Raw genomic sequence first — 15,790 nt, 5'->3', positions numbered from 1 at the left:
GTTCTGTCGTGCCGATGCGGCGCCGTCAGGCGCTGATCGCGTGGTCCAGCAGGTAGTGCGCCGGCAGGTCGGTACGCCGGGTCACGTTGAGCTTGCGGTAGATCCGGGTCAGGTGCTGCTCCACGGTGCTGACCGTGATGAACAGCTTCTTGGAGATCTCCCGGTTGGTGTAGCCGTCGGCGGCCAGCACGGCGACGCGCCGCTCGGCCTCGCTGAGGGTCGCCGTGCCCGGGGCCGGGTTCAGCGACTGCGCCGGCATCTCCGCGTCGTCGCCGCCGAGCTCCGGCTTGAGCGCCTGCAGCAGCGGCCCGGCCTCGATCTTCTCGGCCAGGGCGCGGGCCCGCCGGGCGATCATCCCGGCCCGCCGCTGCTCCCCCAGCGACTGGTACGCCTCGGTGAGGTCGACCAGGGCGCGGGCCTGCTCGTACTCGTCGCCGCTCTGCAGGTCCACCGCCTGCCGCAGGAACATCGGGCGGTGCCGCAGCTGGCTGGTCGCCGCGAACACCCGCATCGCCATCGACCAGGCCCGGGCGTTGTTCTTGCCGCACCGGTTGAGCTGGTCCTCGACGAGACTGTGCGCCTCGTCGGGGCGGCCCAGCCGCAGCAGCGCCTCCGCGGCGTCCACCCGCCACGCGACCAGGCCCGGCACGTCCAGGTGCCACCGCGCGGCCAGCTCACCGCAGCGCTGGAAGTCACGCAGCGCGAGCGGCAGCTGCCCGATCGCCATGCTGTACCGGCCGCGCGCCTGCAGGTAGTGCAGGCCGTGCCGGGTCTGGAACATCTCCTCCGGCACCGGCTGGTCCAGCTGCTCGCGGACCAGGTCGTAGCGGCCCATCGCGGTGGCCGCGATCATCATCGGCGCGACCGCGGCGCCGACCGCGACACCCCAGCTGGAGGCGGGCATGGCGTTCAGGGCGAGTTGCGCGTGCCGGACGGCGGCCGGCAGGTCACCGAGCCGCAGCGAGATCTCCGCGCTGATCGCCGACAGGCGGGCCAGCCGGCTCGGGGCGCGCCGGGTGACGGCCTCCTCGACGAACATCGCGCACCAGGACGCCGCCTGGTCGCACCAGCCGCCGTAGGTGAGGGCGAGCAGCGCGCTCTCCACGGTGTCCAGGCTCATCTCGTCGAGCCGGGAGTTGTGCAGGATCCGGCCGACCGCGGCCGCGATCTTCTCGGACGGGCCGTGGGTGAGGACGGTGGCCAGCGCGGACGCCGCCTCCAGCCGGTGCCCGGAGGCGACCGTCGACACCGCCGGCAGGTGCGCGGGCGGCTGACGCAGCACGTCGAAGAACGACGGGTAGGTGACCCGCAGCAGCGGCCGGGCGATCGCCAGTTCGCTGCGGCTCTCCTGGTCGAGATCGCCGGTAGCGGCGTTGAGGTGCTCGAACACGTCCTTCGCGTCGGTGAACTGCCCGTTCCAGAGCAGCGCCTTGGTCAGCGCCAGGGCGTCGCCGCTGCGCAGGTGGCCGCGGCGCAGGGCCGCGGTCAGCTCGGGCAGATAGGTGGTGGAGCTGCCCGGGTTGATCCGCCAGGCGGCCCGCAGCATGGTCGTCATGATCTTCGCGCGGCGCTGTTCGTCGGAGCAGTTCTGCCAGGCGAGCCGCAGGTAGCTCATCGCCGCGTCGACCCGGCCCTCGCGCAGCGCCTGCCGGGCCGCGTCCTCGAGCACCGCGACGCCCCAGGGCTCGTCGGCCCGGCCCGCGCCGAGCAGCTGGTCACCGACCACCTGGCTGGACGCGCCGCCGTCGTGCGCCAGCACCGCCGCCCGCCCGTGCAGCTCACGGCGTTCGGCGTCGGCGATCTCGGCGAGCACCGCCTCGCGGGCCACCGCGTGCCGGAACTCGCCGTTGCGCAGGATCCCGGCGGCGGTGAGGGCCCGGACGGCCTGGCTGACCAGCGCGGGGTCGGCGTCGATCAGCCGGCTGAGGAACGCCGGGCCGGGCAGGATCGCCGCCCCGCGGGCGACCCGCCGCAGTCGGGGGTCGGCCCGGTGCAGGCAGGAGACCACGGCACGGGCGAAGTGGCCGCCGACGATCGGTTCCTCGTCCGGGGTGCCGCCCTCGGCGAGGGTCTGCCGATAATCGTCGATAAGACCGGTGATGAGCAGCGGGTTTCCGCCACTGAGCTCGTGCCACCGGGTGGCGACGCGGTGCGCGTCGCCGGCCGGGAGGGCGTCGGCGGCCATCGCCGCCACGCCCGCCGGCGACAGGGTGGAGATGGTCAGGTGCGCGCCGAGCGGGGCCCGGCTCAACCCTTCCAGCTCGTACGTCGCCTCGTCCGACCAGGCGTGCGCCGAGTGGCTGAACAGCGCGAGCATCGGCGCGAACCGCACCCGGCGGGCCAGGTACGAAAGGCACAGGATCGACGCCGGGTCGGCCTGGTCGATGTCGTCGATGACGATGACGAGCGGGTACCGCTGCGACAGGTCGAGCAGGATGGTGCAGAGGCCGTGCATGATCTGCGGGTCCATCCGGGCGGCGCCGTCCGGGCCGGGCGGGATGCTCTGGGCGCCCTCGGACAGCAGGTCCATGGCGCGCCGGCTCTCCTCGGCGACCAGCGGCGCGTCCATCAGCAGCTGACCGAACACGCCGAGCGGCAGATCCTGCTCGGAGCGCGAGCCGACCGCGGTGATGGCCAGGCCGTTCAGGTCGACGACACGTTCGGCGAACGTGTTCAACAGCTCGGTCTTGCCGGTGGCGGCGGCGCCGGTCACCATCGCGACGCGGCCCTTCCCGGCCACTGCGGCGGCCAGCAGGCTGTCGAGCATCGCCATAGCGTCGTCTCGTTCCACCAGTCCCATGGTCTTCCCTCCTTCCCGCGGGTGCCCTGTGTCCGAGCGCCCTGTACGTCTACCTTCACCAAGGACGCTACGGGGCTGCGTTGTCGTACCCTTATCGCTTGCCTATCGCCATTGACCTGCGCTTATGCAGCGTCGGCGGCGTGCGGGAGGAGCGCGGTATCGCGGGTCCGGGCACGGGTGCGGCCGATCCGGTGGGCCGCCGCACGGACCGCCGCCAGGATCGCCGTCTCGACGTCGCCGTCGACCCCGACACCCCACAGGGTGCGGTCGCCGGCCTGCATCTCGGCGTAGACGGCGGTGCCGTCGTGCCCGGCCAGCCCGGTTCCGGTGCGGTGCACGGCACGCAGGTCGACCCGCCAGGCGGCGAGGCTCTGCCGGACCCGGTCGAGGGTCTCGGTGCGGGCGGCGCCGACCTCGAAGGCGGCGCCGTCGATGTGCAGGACGACGGGCACGGCGGTACGCAGTTTCAACGGCACCCGCAGCAGCGGCCGGGTGGCGTACGCGGCCTCGAAGAGCTCGACGACCCGGTCGCCGGTGATCTGGCCGCCCTCGGCGTCGGCCCGGGCCTGCACCAGGGCGGCGAACTCGATCTGCAGGTCGCGGGGCATGTTGAGGCCGAGCCGGGAGCTGATCACGTACGCGACGCCGCCCTTGCCCGACTGGCTGTTGATCCGCACGATCGACTCATAGGTGCGGCCGACGTCACGCGGGTCGATCGGCAGGTAGGGAATCTCCCAGCGCGGGTCGCCGGTGCGCTTGCGATCGTCGAAGCCCTTCTTGATGGCGTCCTGGTGGGAGCCGGAGAAGGCGGTGTAGACGAGGTCGCCGGCGTACGGGTGCCGGGGGTGCACGGGGATGTCGGTGCAGTGCTCGACCACCCGGCGGACCTCGTTGAGGTCGGAGAAGTCGATGCCCGGGTCGATGCCCGCGCTGAACAGGTTGAGCCCGAGGGTGACCAGGTCGACGTTGCCGGCCCGTTCCCCGTTGCCGAGCAGGCAGCCCTCGATCCGCTCGGCCCCGGCCAGCAGCGCCATCTCGGCGGTCGCGACCCCGGTGCCCCGGTCGTTGTGCGGGTGCACCGACAGGCAGACGTGCCGGCGGCGGCTCAGGCCGCGGTCCATGTACTCGATCTGGTCGGCGAAGACGTTCGGCATCGTCCGTTCCACCGTGGTCGGGAAGTTCAGCGTGATGGGGCGGCCCGTCTCCGGCTGCCACACGTCCATCACCGCCTCGCAGACCTCCAGGGAGAAGTCGAGCTCGGTGTCGTTGAACAGCTCCGGCGAGTACTGGAAGCCCAGGTCGCAGTCGGCCAGGGTGCGGTCGGCGTACTTGAGCATCAGGCGGGTGCCCTGGACGGCCATCTCCTTGCACTCGGCGCGGTCCATCCCGAAGACCACCCGGCGGAACAGCGGCGAGGTGGCGTTGTAGAGGTGGATGGTCGCCTTCCGCGCGCCGGCCAGGCTCTCCACGGTCCGCCGGATCAGCTCGTCGCGGGCCTGCACGAGCACCGAGATCCGGACGTCGTCCGGGATCAGGTCCCGCTCGATGAGCATCCGCAGGAAGTCGTGGTCGTCCTGGCTCGCGACCGGGAACCCGACCTCGATCTCCTTGTACCCCATCCCGGTCAGCAGCCGGAACATGGTCATCTTCCGCTCCGGGCTCATCGGATCGACCAGGGACTGGTTGCCGTCGCGCAGGTCGGTCGAGAGCCACCGTGGCGCCGTGGTGATGGTCCGGGAGGGCCACAAGCGGTCCGGGAACGCCTCCGCGGCCGGACGACGGTAACGCTCCACCGCACGGCGGAATGGTGCCGACATGTCTTCCCCCTGATTGCAGAGCGGGACCGTTCAGCCCCGGAGTCCGAAAAACATCGAGTAGGAGTACGGCGCCAGCCGAACCTCGACCTGGCATCCGTCGGAGTCGTCGGTCAGCCGGACCTCCACCGAGACCTCCTTGTACGCGGCGCTCAGCCCGAGCGTGGCGAAGTAGGCGTCGCTGTCGAACACGAGCCGGTACGGTCCCGGCCCGAGCCGATGATCCACCGTCCAGTCCTGCAGATCGATGCAGCCGTCGCCGTCCGTCTCGGCCTGCGCGACGGTCACCCACTCGTCCGCGTTCCCGTAGACGTCGGTGATCTTGCGATCGATGCGGACACGTACTCCTGCTGCCGGCCGCCCGTAGACGACGTCGACGGCCTGTGCAGAGATTCTCATGGCGTGGGCCTTGCTGTCCGGTTCGTGGGTGACTCCCATTGGCGCAATGGTCCGGCATCGCGTTATCGCCGGGTTTCCATCCCGTTATCGTCCGGCGATATCGCCGATGATGCCATGACCAAAGGGCGTTGATAACGCTGCGATAGGCGGCATCCATAACGTCATCGGTGTCGAAGCGGCAAGCACCGCTCACCACGAATCAGACACTGAGAGGCAGTCATCCCCATGCGTATCTTCGCCCGTTGGACCACTCGTATCGTCCTCGCCGCCGCCACCGCGATCACGATCGCCGTCACCGGCACTGGTTCGGCATACGCCGCTGAGGGTGACGCCCCCACGACCGCGCCGGCGGCCACCAGCACCCCCGCGCCGGGAACCGACGGCCCCTCCGACGCCCCGCTGGACAACTTCCCCTGGTAATTGCGGGCACGAACGCAAAAAGGCCGCCGCACCGATGCGAAAGAATCGGTGCGGCGGCCTTTTCGGCTGTGCCGATTTTTAAGAACGGCTGACGCTGCGCGACATCGCGCTGTACGCCCCGCTGAGCATCGTCAGCACCCGCTCCTCGAGGACCGGCGCGTTGATCTCCCGGAACTTGTCCAGCGCCCGTTGCAGGTGGGTGACCGCCGCGTGCGGTTTCCCGCCGACCAGCGCCAGTTCCCCCTTGCTGAACTCGGCTCGCGCGTCGACCAGCAACTCGCCGTTGTCGGTGGCGATCTGCTGCGCGCTGGCCAGCGCCGCGTCGGCCTTGTCCCAGTCGCCGCCGCGGGTGTACGCCATACCGAGACCCAGACGGGCGTACGCCTCCCCGATCGGATCGCCCAGGTCGCGGACCACCGACAGCGCCTCGTCGAAGACGTTCACCGCCCGGTCGGCCTCACCGGCCTGCAGGTGGGCGTCGCCGAGGTGGTAGAGCGCCTGCGCCTCGATCCGCCGGCTGCCGACCCGGCGGCTGAGTTCCAGGGCCTCGACGAGCATCGCCTTGGCGCCCTCGGCGTTCTCCCGCTCCAGCTCGACCTGCGCCATGCTGTGCAGCACGTACGCCGACGCGGCCAGGTCGCCGACCCGGCGCAGCACCGGGAGGATCTGCTCGTACCGACGGGCGGCCTCGGCCAGGTTGCCGTTGATCCGTTCCAGATAGGCGAGGTTGCGGCTGGCCAGGGCCTCGCCGTGATCCTCGCCGACGACGTGGAACAGCTGGGCGGCGTCCTCGAGCCGGTGCCGGGCGTCGGTGAACCGCTTCTCCACGATGTTCAGGGAGCCCAGCGAATAGAGGACCACGGCCTGGCCGAGCCGGTCACCGGCCTGCCGGACCGCGCCGAGCGCCACCTCGTGCGTCTCCCGCCAGTCGTTGAGATAGACCCGGGAGTCGAACAGGGTGACCGCGGTGACCGCCAGGTCCCAGCAGAACTCGATGGCGCCGACCTTGGCGGCCTGGCGAACGGACGAGCTGATCAGCTGCCGTTCCCGTTCGAACCAGGCGAGCGGTTCGACCAGCATCCGGTCGGTGGACCGGGGCGGGAACTCCCAGCGCGGGGCCGGGCTGTGCAGTTGCCGGTTGCTCTGGCCGTACAACCGGCGGTGGGCCTCCTCGGCGAGGAAGAGCAGACCGCCGAAGACCCGGTGCAGCGCCGCGTTGCGTTCGCCCAGCGGCTCCTCCGCGGCCAGCCGCTCCCGGGCGAAGACCCGGATCAGGTCGTGGAAGCGGTATTGCCGGTGCGGGCCGTGCTCGGTGCCGACCAGCTCCACCAACTGCGCCTCCACCAGCTGGTCCAGCAGGTCGTGGGCGTCCGGCAGCGGCTCGTCGAGCAGCGCGGCGCAGACCCAGACGGAGAAGGACGTGCAGTCGAGGACGGCGAGGAGCCGGAACAACCGCCGAGCCGGGTCGCTGATGTTGTCGTAGGTGATCGAGATGCTGACCCGGATGCCCATCGCGCCGTGGTTCAGCTCGTCGAGCCGGCGCGACTCGTTCTCCAGCCGTTCGACCAGCTGGTCGACCGTCCAGTGCGGGCGGGCCGACAGCCGGGCGCCGGCGATCCGCAGCGCCAGCGGCAGCCGGCCGCACAGGTCGATGAGCATCGTGGTGGCGTCCGGCTCGGCCAGGAACCGGTCCGGGCCGGCGATCCGGGAGAGCAGCTCGACGCACTGCTGCGGGTCGAGCACGTCGATGTCGACGTGCACGGCGCCGGGCAGCGCCCCGAGCCGGCTGCGGGTGGTGACCAGCACCGCGGTCGCCGGATTGCCCGGCAGCAGCGGCAGCACCTGGGATTCCGAGCCGACGTTGTCGAGCACGACGAGCATCCGCCGGTTCGACAGCAGGCCCCGGTACATCTCCGCGCGTTCCTCCAGCCCGTCGGGGATGGAGGTGCCCGGGATCCCGAGCGTGCGCAGGAACCGTTCCAGGATCTGCATCGGGCTGACCCGGCTGGAGGCCCGGCCGTGCAGGTCGGCGAAGAGCTGGCCGTCGGGATAACGCGGCGCCAGCCGGTGCGAGACGTGGACGCCGAGCACGGTCTTGCCGATACCCGGCTTGCCCGCCACCACGATGATCGGCACGGCCAGCTGACCGGGGTCGTCGGCCGCCATCGCCAGTTGCACCTGGATCGCGTCGATCTGCTTGCTGCGACCGGTGAAGTCGGCGATGTCGGTGGGCAGCATGCTCGGAACCGCCGGGTCGTTGCGCGGCGGCGGCGCCGCTTCGGCGGCCGGCTCCGGCTCCACCGTCTCCAGCGTCTCGATGATCAGCGGCGGCGGCAGGATCTCCGCCGGCTCCTGCGGCAGCACCACCGGTGGGACCGCGGCGACCACCACCTCCGGCACGCTCAGCGCGGAGTCGGCGGTCAGGATCGACCGTTCCAGCCGCTGGAGCCATTCGCTGGGCTCCAGGCCCAGCTCGTCGATCAGCGCGGCGCGGGCCGCGCGATAGGCGTCCAGCGCCTCGGCCTGCCGGCCGGAACGGTAGAGGGCCAGCATCAACTGCCCGCGCAGACGCTCGCGCAGCGGGTGGTCGGCCACCAGGCCGCCCAGCTCCGCGATCACCTCGCGATGCCGGCCGAGGTCCAGCTCGAACTCGATGCAGTCCTCGTTCACCGTGAGCCGGCGCTCGGTCAGCCGGTCGGCGACCATCCGCAGCGGCTCGCTGTCCAGACCCTCCAGGGCCAGGCCCCGCCACAGGCTGAGCGCCTCGCGATAACGGGTGGTCGCCTCCTCCTTGCGGCCGACGTTGCCGGCGGCACGGGCCTCCAGGATCAGGCGTTCGTAGCGCTGCACGTCGATGGTGGTGCCGGCGGGCACCAGGACGTAACCCTGGTTACGGGTGGCGATCATCTTGGGATGGCCGTGCGTCCCGAACAGTCGGCGCAGAGCGGACACGCAGATCTGGACCTGCACTCTGGCGCTGGACGGGAGGTTCTCCCCGTAGACCGCCTTCATCAGGCGATCGATCGAGATGACCGAGCCGGCCTCGAGGATGAGGCTGGCCAGGACGATCTGTTGTCGGTTACCGCCGATGTCGAGCCGTTGACCGTCGACGAGCGCTTCCAACGGTCCTAATACGTGGAAGTCCATAGGCACCACCGCCCTATCGCCGGGCCTGTGGGAGGCGGCCTACCTTTGCCTGGCGTATCCCACGGCCATTGTCGGGTAGCGGCGCATTCCCCGGGCGGATCAATGCTCCCCGGTGAGTTCGTCTCCACAAACGTCAGTCCCCCATGTGTCGAAATCGAGGGTACGAAGTCACTGAGGGCGTCGCTACCGCTGACCCCAAGCTGGGCCCAAGCGTCTACTGAAGACTGGCCGAACCGCCGATTGCACCTAAGGCTCGACTTATGCATCGACGTCGATCGACGTACCGATTCGCCCGAACTTGGCGATCTTCGCGGAGAACGCCCGGAGACCCCCGTCGTGCATCACCGCCGGCCGCGGCCGACCGGGAATTGATATCACATCCCGGGACAATTAATCGAAGAACATCATTTGATTAAACGTGATCGTCCCGGGGCGGCAATGGTCGCCCCGGGACGGATCCGCACCGGTCAGGCCACGTGTGCGCGGACGATGATGACGCCCTGCATCTGTTCGCCGTCGAGCAGCTTCTTCCAACCCGCGACGAGTTGCTCGTCGCTGACGTCCGGCATCGGAACGGCGTCGATGATCTGCTGCACCTCCGCCGGAACAGCGTTCTCCCGGGCGTACCGGCGCAATTCCAGATAGGTCCACAGACCGGTGTACTTGGTGTTGTCGGTGATGTCGAGGATCTCGTCGATCACCAGACCAGCCTGCTCGGCGAAGCCCTGGTAGTCCTCGACCCGGACCGGCTCCGCGGCCCGCCACGAGTCGAGCACGCCGGCGAACGTCTCGCCGGTCCGCCCGCCGGGCACCGACCGCACCGTGAAGTCGGTCAGCACCACCCGGCCACCGGGCCGGACCACCCGGCTGATCTCGCTGAGCGCGCGCACCCGGTCCGGCACGTGCACGATCGACTCGAGCGCCATCGCGTGGTCGAAGGTGTCCGCGGCGAACGGCAGGTCCAGCATGTCGGCCACCTGGAAGCCGACCCGGCCGGCCAGCCCTTCGGCGGCCGCCCGCTCGTTGGCCAGACGCACGTCCTGCTCGCTGACCGAGATGCCGAGCACCCCGGCGCCGCTGGTCCGAGCCAGCCGGACGCCCGGCCGGCCGGGACCGCAGCCCACGTCGAGCACCCGGTCCCCCGGCCGCGCGTCCACCCGCTCGATCATCAGGTCGGTCAGCCGGGCGCCGGCCGTCTCGTAGTCGCTGTCGTCGTCCGGCCCGGTCCAGTAGCCGTAGTGCATGTTGCCGCCCTGGACGTGGGCGATGACCGTGTTGGCCCGGTCGTAGAACGCGCCCACCGACTCCGGGGTCGGCACCTTGTAGTCAACGCTCATCGTTCACCGCTTTCCGATCGTCTGCGATTGCTTGGTCAGGGCCTGCTCACCCGGTGCGCAGGCGGCCACGAGCTCGGCGTACTCGGCCGGACCGAGACGCTGGGCGGCGCCGCCACGCGACGCGTCGATCCCGGCGCCCACCCGGTCGAGCCAGGCCGGGTCGGCGCTGATCCCGGCGTACGACGCCAGCGTGGCCAGCTCGGTCCGGGGGTCGTCGAGCATCCGCTCGTAGCTCAGTTCGAGGTGGTCCGTGCCGGCCAGCTCGCGGACCCCGTGCTGGATCATCGAGGACCAGAACGCGCCGAAGTCGCTGAGCGGCAGGTCGGCGGCCATCAGCGAGTCCACCGTGAACTCGTCGTTGAAGAAGCGCCGGAAGTCGGCGGGCACCCGGTCCAGATGCTTCTTGATCAGCCCCGGCACCGGGACGCCCGCCTTGCGCGCCGCGGCCTGCGGCAGCATCATCAGCCGGAATCCGTAGTGCCTGCTCATCGACAGCGCGCAGTCCGGCCCGTCCCGGAACATGTGCACGAACCGCGCCTCCGGGAACATCGTCTTCAGCCGCTGCACGTAGAGCAGCGACGCGCCGGACCGCTCGACCAGCACCGGGCGGCCGAACCGGCCGGTCAGCCAGGCGAACAGCGCCCGGTAGTGATCGCCGATCGGCCGCTGCGGCCAGGACGGCACCTCGCCCGCCAGCTCGTCGTAGAGCCGGTCCGGGTTGTCGGTGAGCGCGGGCAGCGTCATGTGGCTGATCGCCGGCACCCCGGAGACCTCCCGGAACCGGCCGGTCCCGTACGGATAACGCTGTTCCGCCGTCTTCAGCCCGCTGCGCACCATCGCGTCGATGTGGCTGTCCGGGGCGCTCAGCAGCTGCCAGAACTCCCGCCCGGTGATCGGGCCGTCGGGGAAGGCGCGGTTGCGCAGCGAGGCGAAGAACTCGCTGAGGCTGAGCACCTCCGGATGGGTGTGCAGCGCCTTGCTGAGCATCGTCGAGCCGCACCGGCCGGTGCCCACTACGAAGATCAAGGACATCGTCGTCTCCTTCCGCCCTCCGGCGGGTCAGCCCGCGAGGGCGTCGGCGGTGGTCAGGTGCTGTGCGGCGAGTTCGGCCCCGTCGTGGCGGACGGCGGCCGCGACGGTGGCGGCGGTCGCGGCCACGGCCGGGCGCAGGACCCGTTCCAGGGCCTCGGTCAGCGAGGCGGTGGTCGGGCGGCCCGGCGCGTGCGCGGCTCCGGCGCCGAGCGTCTCGATCCGGGCGGCCCAGTAGTGCTGGTCGTACATCTGCGGGACGAGCACCTGCGGCGCGCCGGCCATCGCGCTGACCAGCGTGGTGCCCGCGCTGCCCGGGTGGGCGACGGCGGCGACCCGGCGGAACAGCCGCTGCAGGTTCACCTCGCCGACCGCCAGGGTGTCCGGGCCGTCGTCGGGCAGCCGCAGACCGGCCCAGCCCCGGGAGATCACGGCCCGGCGGCCCAGCGCCCGGGCGGTGCGGACCATCACCTCGCCGAGGTCGTCCTCGACCGACAGCATGCTGCCGAACCCGAAGTAGAGCGGCGGCTCGCCGTCGTCGAGGAACCGCTCCAGCTCGGCGGGCAGCGGCCGGTCGTCCGGCAGGAACCAGCCGCCGGGCTGGAAGACCTCCAGGTCGGCGGGCTCCACCCACGGCCCGACGGTGGGGTCGGCGGCGATCCACGGGCGGTCGGTGAAGGCGTGACCGCGGACGTCGTCGACCAGCGGCAGGCCGACCTCCGCCCGGTGTTTGTTGAGCGCGTCGAGGAACAGCGTGTTCATGAACTCGCGGTCGGACTCCCAGAGTGCCCGGTGGTCGGCGCCGGGGCCGGCCGGCCCCTGGTTGGACAGCGGCATCGGCGGCGGCGCGTGGTGCGGCGAGGGCAGCTGGTTGGGGCTCAGGACGGCGAAGACGTACGGGATGCCCAGCGACTCGGCCACCGAGCGGGCGGCCGGGAACTGCGGGGTCTGCGACAGCAGCAGGTCACAGCCCTGGGCGGCCTCGGCGAGCTTGGTGAACTGGGCGACGATCTGCCGTTCGGCCATCGGGCGCAACTGCTCGGGCGTGTAGTGCGGGCGCGGCTTGGTGGCCAGCGCCTGGCGCATCGGCGGGCCGATGGCGGCGGCCTCGAAGCCCAGCTCGGTGAGCCAGTCCTGGAAGTCGGGCGGCGCGCACACCCGTACTTGATGCCCCAGGGCCCGCAGCCGCGTGCCGAGGGCGACCAGCGGCTGCACGTCGCCGCGCGAGCCGATGGTGGCGAGCAGGATACGCATGGAACTCCCCATTGCTCAGGGCCGGGTGACCGGCCGGTTGTCGTGCGCGTCGTGGAGGTCGCGGTACAGGCCGCCGGCGGCCAGCAGGCTCGCGTGGTCGCCCTGCTCGACGATCCGGCCCCGGTCCATCACCAGGATCAGGTCGGCGTCGCGGACGGTGGACAGCCGGTGCGCGATGACGAAGCTGGTCCGCCCGGCGCGCAGCGCCGTCATCGCCTGCTGCACCAGCGCCTCGGTACGGGTGTCGACGAGACTGGTCGCCTCGTCCAGGATCAACAGCTTGGGGTCGGCCAGGTGGGCTCGGGCGATCGTGATGAGCTGGCGCTGGCCGGCACTGAGGGTGCCGGTGTCGGCGTCCAGGACGGTGTCGTAGCCGTCCGGCAGGGTGCGGACGAAGTGGTCGACGGACGCGGCCCGCGCCGCCCGGAGCACCTGCTCGTCGTCGGCGTCCGGCCGCCCGTACGCGATGTTCTCCCGGATCGTGCCGTGGAACAGCCAGACGTCCTGGAGCACCATCGAGATCCGGCCGCGCAGGTCGGCGCGACGCAGCGTGGTCAGGTCGGCGCCGTCCAGCAGGATCCGCCCGGAGTCCAGCTCGTAGAACCGCATCAGCAGGTTGACCAGCGTGGTCTTGCCGGCCCCGGTGGGACCGACGACGGCCACGGTGGAGCCCGGCTCGACGGTGAGCGACAGGTCCTCGATCAGCGGCTGGTCCGGCTCGTACCGGAAGGACACCCGCTCGAAGACCACCCGGCCGAGCGGCGCCCGGGGCCGGTCCGCGGCGACCGGATCCGGCCGCCGCTCCCCGGCGTCGAGCAGATCGAACACCCGCTCCGCGGAGGCCAGCCCGGACTGCAGCAGGTTCGAGGTGGACGCGATCTGACTGATCGGCTGGGAGAACTGGCGGCAGTAGTGGATGAACGCCTGCACCTCGCCGAGGCTCATCGTCCCGGCCGCCACCCACAGGCCGCCCACCACCGCGACGACCACGTACAGCAGATTGCCGATGAACATGGTGGCGGGCGCGATCAGGCCCGAGGTGAACTGGGCCCGGTACGCGGCCCGGTGCAGCGCGTCGTTGCGGTCGGCGAACACCCGGCCGGCCTCGTCCCATCTGCCGTACGCGGTGACCAGCTCGTGCCCGGTGTAGATCTCATCGATGTGCGCGTGCAGTGACCCGGCGTGCCGCCACTGGTCCCGGAACTGCTGCTGGGACCGCTTCGCCACGGCGCGGGTGATCAGCACCGACAGCGGGATCACCACCACCGCGACGGCGGCCAGCAGCGGGGAGATCACCAGCATCATGGCGAGCACCCCGGTCAGTGTGAGCGTCGCCGTGAGCAGCTGCCCCAGCACCTGCTGGAAGCCGTGCGCGATGTTGTCCACGTCGTTGGTGACCCGGCTCAGCAGCTCGCCGCGCGGGTGGTGGTCGAAGTACCGCACCGGCAGCCGGTGCAGCTTCTCCTCCACGTCCCGGCGCAGGTCGCGGACCGCCTGACCGACCACCTCGGCCAGCATCCGGGCCTGCACCCACTGGAGGGCGCCGGCCACCAGGCAGACCACGGTGGTGGCCGCGAGCACCAGGGCGAGCCGGCCGAAGTCGATGTCGGTGTCGCCGATCACCCCGGCGAACACCACGTCGGTGGCCATGCCGAGCAGCCGCGGCACCCATACGTTCACCCCGACGGCGCCCACCGCCAGGGCGGCGACCGACAGGACGCGCCACCGGTAGGGGCGCAGGCGGGCGAGCAGGCGGCGGGCCGGGGCGGCGTTCATCGCACCACGGCGGCCGAGGCCTGGGAGCGCACGATCTCGGCGTACGTCGGGCATGTCTCGATCAGCTCCTCGTGACGGCCGTCGCCGGCCACCGCGCCGTTGTCCAGGACGACGATCCGGTCCGCGCCGGCGACCGTGGCGATCCGCTGCGCCACCACCAGCACCACCGCGTCCGCGGCGAACTCGTGCAACGCGTCCCGGAGGGCGGCCTCGGTACGGGTGTCGAGCGCGGAGAAGGAGTCGTCGAAGAGATAGATCGCGGGGCGCCGGACCAAGGCGCGGGCGATGGCGAGCCGCTGGCGCTGGCCGCCGGAGAAGTTCACGCCGCCCTGTTCGACGAGCGCGTCCAGGCCGCCCGGCAGGCTCGCCACGAACTCGCGGGCCTGCGCCACCTCCAGGCAGCGCCACAGGTCGTCGTCGGTGGCGGCCGGGTCGCCGTACCGGAGGTTCCCGGCGACCGTGCCGGAGAACAGGTACGGCCGCTGCGGCACCAGGCCGATGTGGCCGCGCAGCTCGCCGAGCGGCATGTCGCGGACGTCGACGGAGCCCACCAGCACCGATCCGCCGGTCGCGTCGAGCAGCCGGGGCAGCAGCGCCAGCAGCGTGCTCTTGCCCGCGCCGGTGCCGCCGACGACGGCGGTGGTCCGGCCGGCCGCCGCGGTGAACGAGACACCGCGCAAGGCCGGCTCCTCGGCGCCGGGATAGGTGAACCCGACGTCGCGCAGCTCGACGTGGCCGGCGCCGGCCGGCCACCGCACCGGACGGTCCGGGCCGCTGATCGCCGGCCGGACGCCGACCGCCGCGGCGATCCGCTCCGCCGACACCGCCGCCCGCGGCACCGCCATCGCCATCGAGCTGGCCATCATGACCGCCATCAGGATCTGCACCAGGTACTGCAGGAAGGCGGACAGCTCGCCGATCTGCAGGCGGCCCGCGCCGACCTGCCCGGCGCCGAACCACAGCACCACGATGGTGGAGACGTTGAAGACCAGCACGATCACCGGGAGCATCAGCGCCTGCAGCCGGGCGGTGCCCAGAGTGGCCCCGGTCAGGGCCTCGTTGGCCTCGGCGAACCGCTCCTCCTCCCGGTCCTCCTGAGCGAACGCCCGGACCACCCGGACCCCGCCGAGCTGATCGCGCAGCACCGAGGTGAGCTTGTCCACCCGCGACTGCACCTGCCGGAACCGCGGCACCATCCGCCGGATGATGAGCCCGACCGCGGCCGCGATGACCACCGCGGCGAGCAGGACCAGCGGGCTCAGCCCGACATCCTCGCGCAGCGCCATCACGGTGCCGCCGACGCACATGATCGGCGCGGCCACCAGGACCGTGCAGCCGGTCAGCACCAGCCCCTGCACCTGGGCGACGTCCTGCGTGGTCCGGGTGATCAGCGTGGCCCGGCCGAACCGGCCCAGCTCCACCCCGCCGAACGTGCCGACCCGGCGGAACACCTCGGCGCGCAGGTCACGGCCGAGGCTCATCGCCGCCAGCGCGCCGAGGCGCACGGCCGCCGCCGAGCAGACGATCTGGATCGCCGTCACCGCCAGCATCACGCTGCCGGTCCGTAGGATCGCGCCGGTGTCACCGGGCACGACCCCGAGATCGATGAGATCCGCGTTGAGCCGCGGCAGGTAGAGCACCGCGGCGGTCGCGATCACCTGGAGGGCCACGACTCCGGCGAGCGGCGCCGATTGGGGCCGCAATCGCCGCCGCAGCAGCTGGATCAACACTCGGAACCCGCCATGCCGGCGAGCGTATCGAGCATTTCCGGAAGCGATCCAGGTCATTCTGCGATACGTTAAAGACGATTCCGC

10 protein-coding genes are annotated in these 15,790 nt (G+C 71.5%); 1 reads left to right on the top strand and 9 read right to left on the bottom strand.

The window, feature by feature from the left end:
* Positions 1-25: 25 nt before the first annotated feature.
* From Aut01nite_RS26935 to Aut01nite_RS26925, 3 genes are all read right to left on the bottom strand, one after another.
* Positions 26-2,800: a helix-turn-helix transcriptional regulator gene (locus tag Aut01nite_RS26935; protein ID WP_204037697.1), complete on the bottom strand. Its 2,775-nt coding sequence runs from the start codon at positions 2,798-2,800 to the stop codon at positions 26-28.
* Between the two features lie 122 nt (positions 2,801-2,922).
* Positions 2,923-4,617 (bottom strand): 2-isopropylmalate synthase, encoded by a 1,695-nt coding sequence (locus Aut01nite_RS26930; RefSeq protein WP_052163425.1) that lies wholly within the window; start codon positions 4,615-4,617, stop codon positions 2,923-2,925.
* Between the two features lie 30 nt (positions 4,618-4,647).
* Positions 4,648-5,013, bottom strand: coding sequence for a hydroxyisourate hydrolase (locus Aut01nite_RS26925; RefSeq protein WP_161790598.1), 366 nt, complete (start codon positions 5,011-5,013; stop codon positions 4,648-4,650).
* Positions 5,014-5,238: 225 nt separating this feature from the next.
* Between Aut01nite_RS26925 and Aut01nite_RS26920 the strand changes: the two genes are divergently transcribed.
* Positions 5,239-5,433, top strand: coding sequence for a hypothetical protein (locus Aut01nite_RS26920; RefSeq protein ID WP_043523688.1), 195 nt, complete (start codon positions 5,239-5,241; stop codon positions 5,431-5,433).
* A gap of 78 nt (positions 5,434-5,511) precedes the next feature.
* Here Aut01nite_RS26920 and Aut01nite_RS26915 read toward each other — a convergent pair whose 3' ends face one another.
* The 6 genes from Aut01nite_RS26915 to Aut01nite_RS26890 all read right to left on the bottom strand — a co-directional run bounded on the left by Aut01nite_RS26915 (position 5,512) and on the right by Aut01nite_RS26890 (position 15,706).
* Positions 5,512-8,556: an AfsR/SARP family transcriptional regulator gene (locus Aut01nite_RS26915; RefSeq protein WP_236642602.1), complete on the bottom strand. Its 3,045-nt coding sequence runs from the start codon at positions 8,554-8,556 to the stop codon at positions 5,512-5,514.
* Between the two features lie 491 nt (positions 8,557-9,047).
* Positions 9,048-9,917 carry an SAM-dependent methyltransferase gene (locus tag Aut01nite_RS26910; protein ID WP_052163427.1) on the bottom strand — a complete coding sequence of 290 codons (870 nt, stop codon included), beginning with the start codon at positions 9,915-9,917 and terminating at the stop codon, positions 9,048-9,050.
* A gap of 3 nt (positions 9,918-9,920) precedes the next feature.
* The gene (locus Aut01nite_RS26905) at positions 9,921-10,949 is read right to left on the bottom strand and encodes a sulfotransferase (RefSeq protein ID WP_043523689.1); all 1,029 of its coding nucleotides are present in this window, start codon (positions 10,947-10,949) and stop codon (positions 9,921-9,923) included.
* Positions 10,950-10,976: 27 nt separating this feature from the next.
* Positions 10,977-12,200, bottom strand: coding sequence for a glycosyltransferase (locus Aut01nite_RS26900; RefSeq protein ID WP_043523690.1), 1,224 nt, complete (start codon positions 12,198-12,200; stop codon positions 10,977-10,979).
* Positions 12,201-12,215: 15 nt separating this feature from the next.
* Positions 12,216-13,976 carry an ABC transporter ATP-binding protein gene (locus Aut01nite_RS26895; RefSeq protein WP_043523691.1) on the bottom strand — a complete coding sequence of 587 codons (1,761 nt, stop codon included), beginning with the start codon at positions 13,974-13,976 and terminating at the stop codon, positions 12,216-12,218.
* Positions 13,973-15,706: an ABC transporter ATP-binding protein gene (locus Aut01nite_RS26890; protein ID WP_043523692.1), complete on the bottom strand. Its 1,734-nt coding sequence runs from the start codon at positions 15,704-15,706 to the stop codon at positions 13,973-13,975. Before Aut01nite_RS26890 ends, Aut01nite_RS26895 begins: the two co-directional genes overlap by 4 nt.
* Positions 15,707-15,790: the final 84 nt, after the last annotated feature.

Source organism: Actinoplanes utahensis, assembly GCF_016862455.1.
GTDB lineage: Bacteria > Actinomycetota > Actinomycetes > Mycobacteriales > Micromonosporaceae > Actinoplanes > Actinoplanes utahensis.
Note: the sequence above shows the minus strand (reverse complement) of the source record. Positions and strands in the feature narration are given on the sequence as shown.

Excerpts from the sequence above, each read along its gene's own strand:
- Aut01nite_RS26935 (WP_204037697.1), bottom strand. The coding sequence starts at position 2,800 with ATGGGACTGGTGGAACGAGACGACGCTATGGCGATGCTCGACAGCCTG.
- Aut01nite_RS26930 (WP_052163425.1), bottom strand. The coding sequence starts at position 4,617 with ATGTCGGCACCATTCCGCCGTGCGGTGGAGCGTTACCGTCGTCCGGCC.
- Aut01nite_RS26925 (WP_161790598.1), bottom strand. The coding sequence starts at position 5,013 with ATGAGAATCTCTGCACAGGCCGTCGACGTCGTCTACGGGCGGCCGGCA.
- Aut01nite_RS26920 (WP_043523688.1), top strand. The coding sequence starts at position 5,239 with ATGCGTATCTTCGCCCGTTGGACCACTCGTATCGTCCTCGCCGCCGCC.
- Aut01nite_RS26910 (WP_052163427.1), bottom strand. The coding sequence starts at position 9,917 with ATGAGCGTTGACTACAAGGTGCCGACCCCGGAGTCGGTGGGCGCGTTC.
- Aut01nite_RS26905 (WP_043523689.1), bottom strand. The coding sequence starts at position 10,949 with ATGTCCTTGATCTTCGTAGTGGGCACCGGCCGGTGCGGCTCGACGATG.
- Aut01nite_RS26900 (WP_043523690.1), bottom strand. The coding sequence starts at position 12,200 with ATGCGTATCCTGCTCGCCACCATCGGCTCGCGCGGCGACGTGCAGCCG.
- Aut01nite_RS26895 (WP_043523691.1), bottom strand. The coding sequence starts at position 13,976 with ATGAACGCCGCCCCGGCCCGCCGCCTGCTCGCCCGCCTGCGCCCCTAC.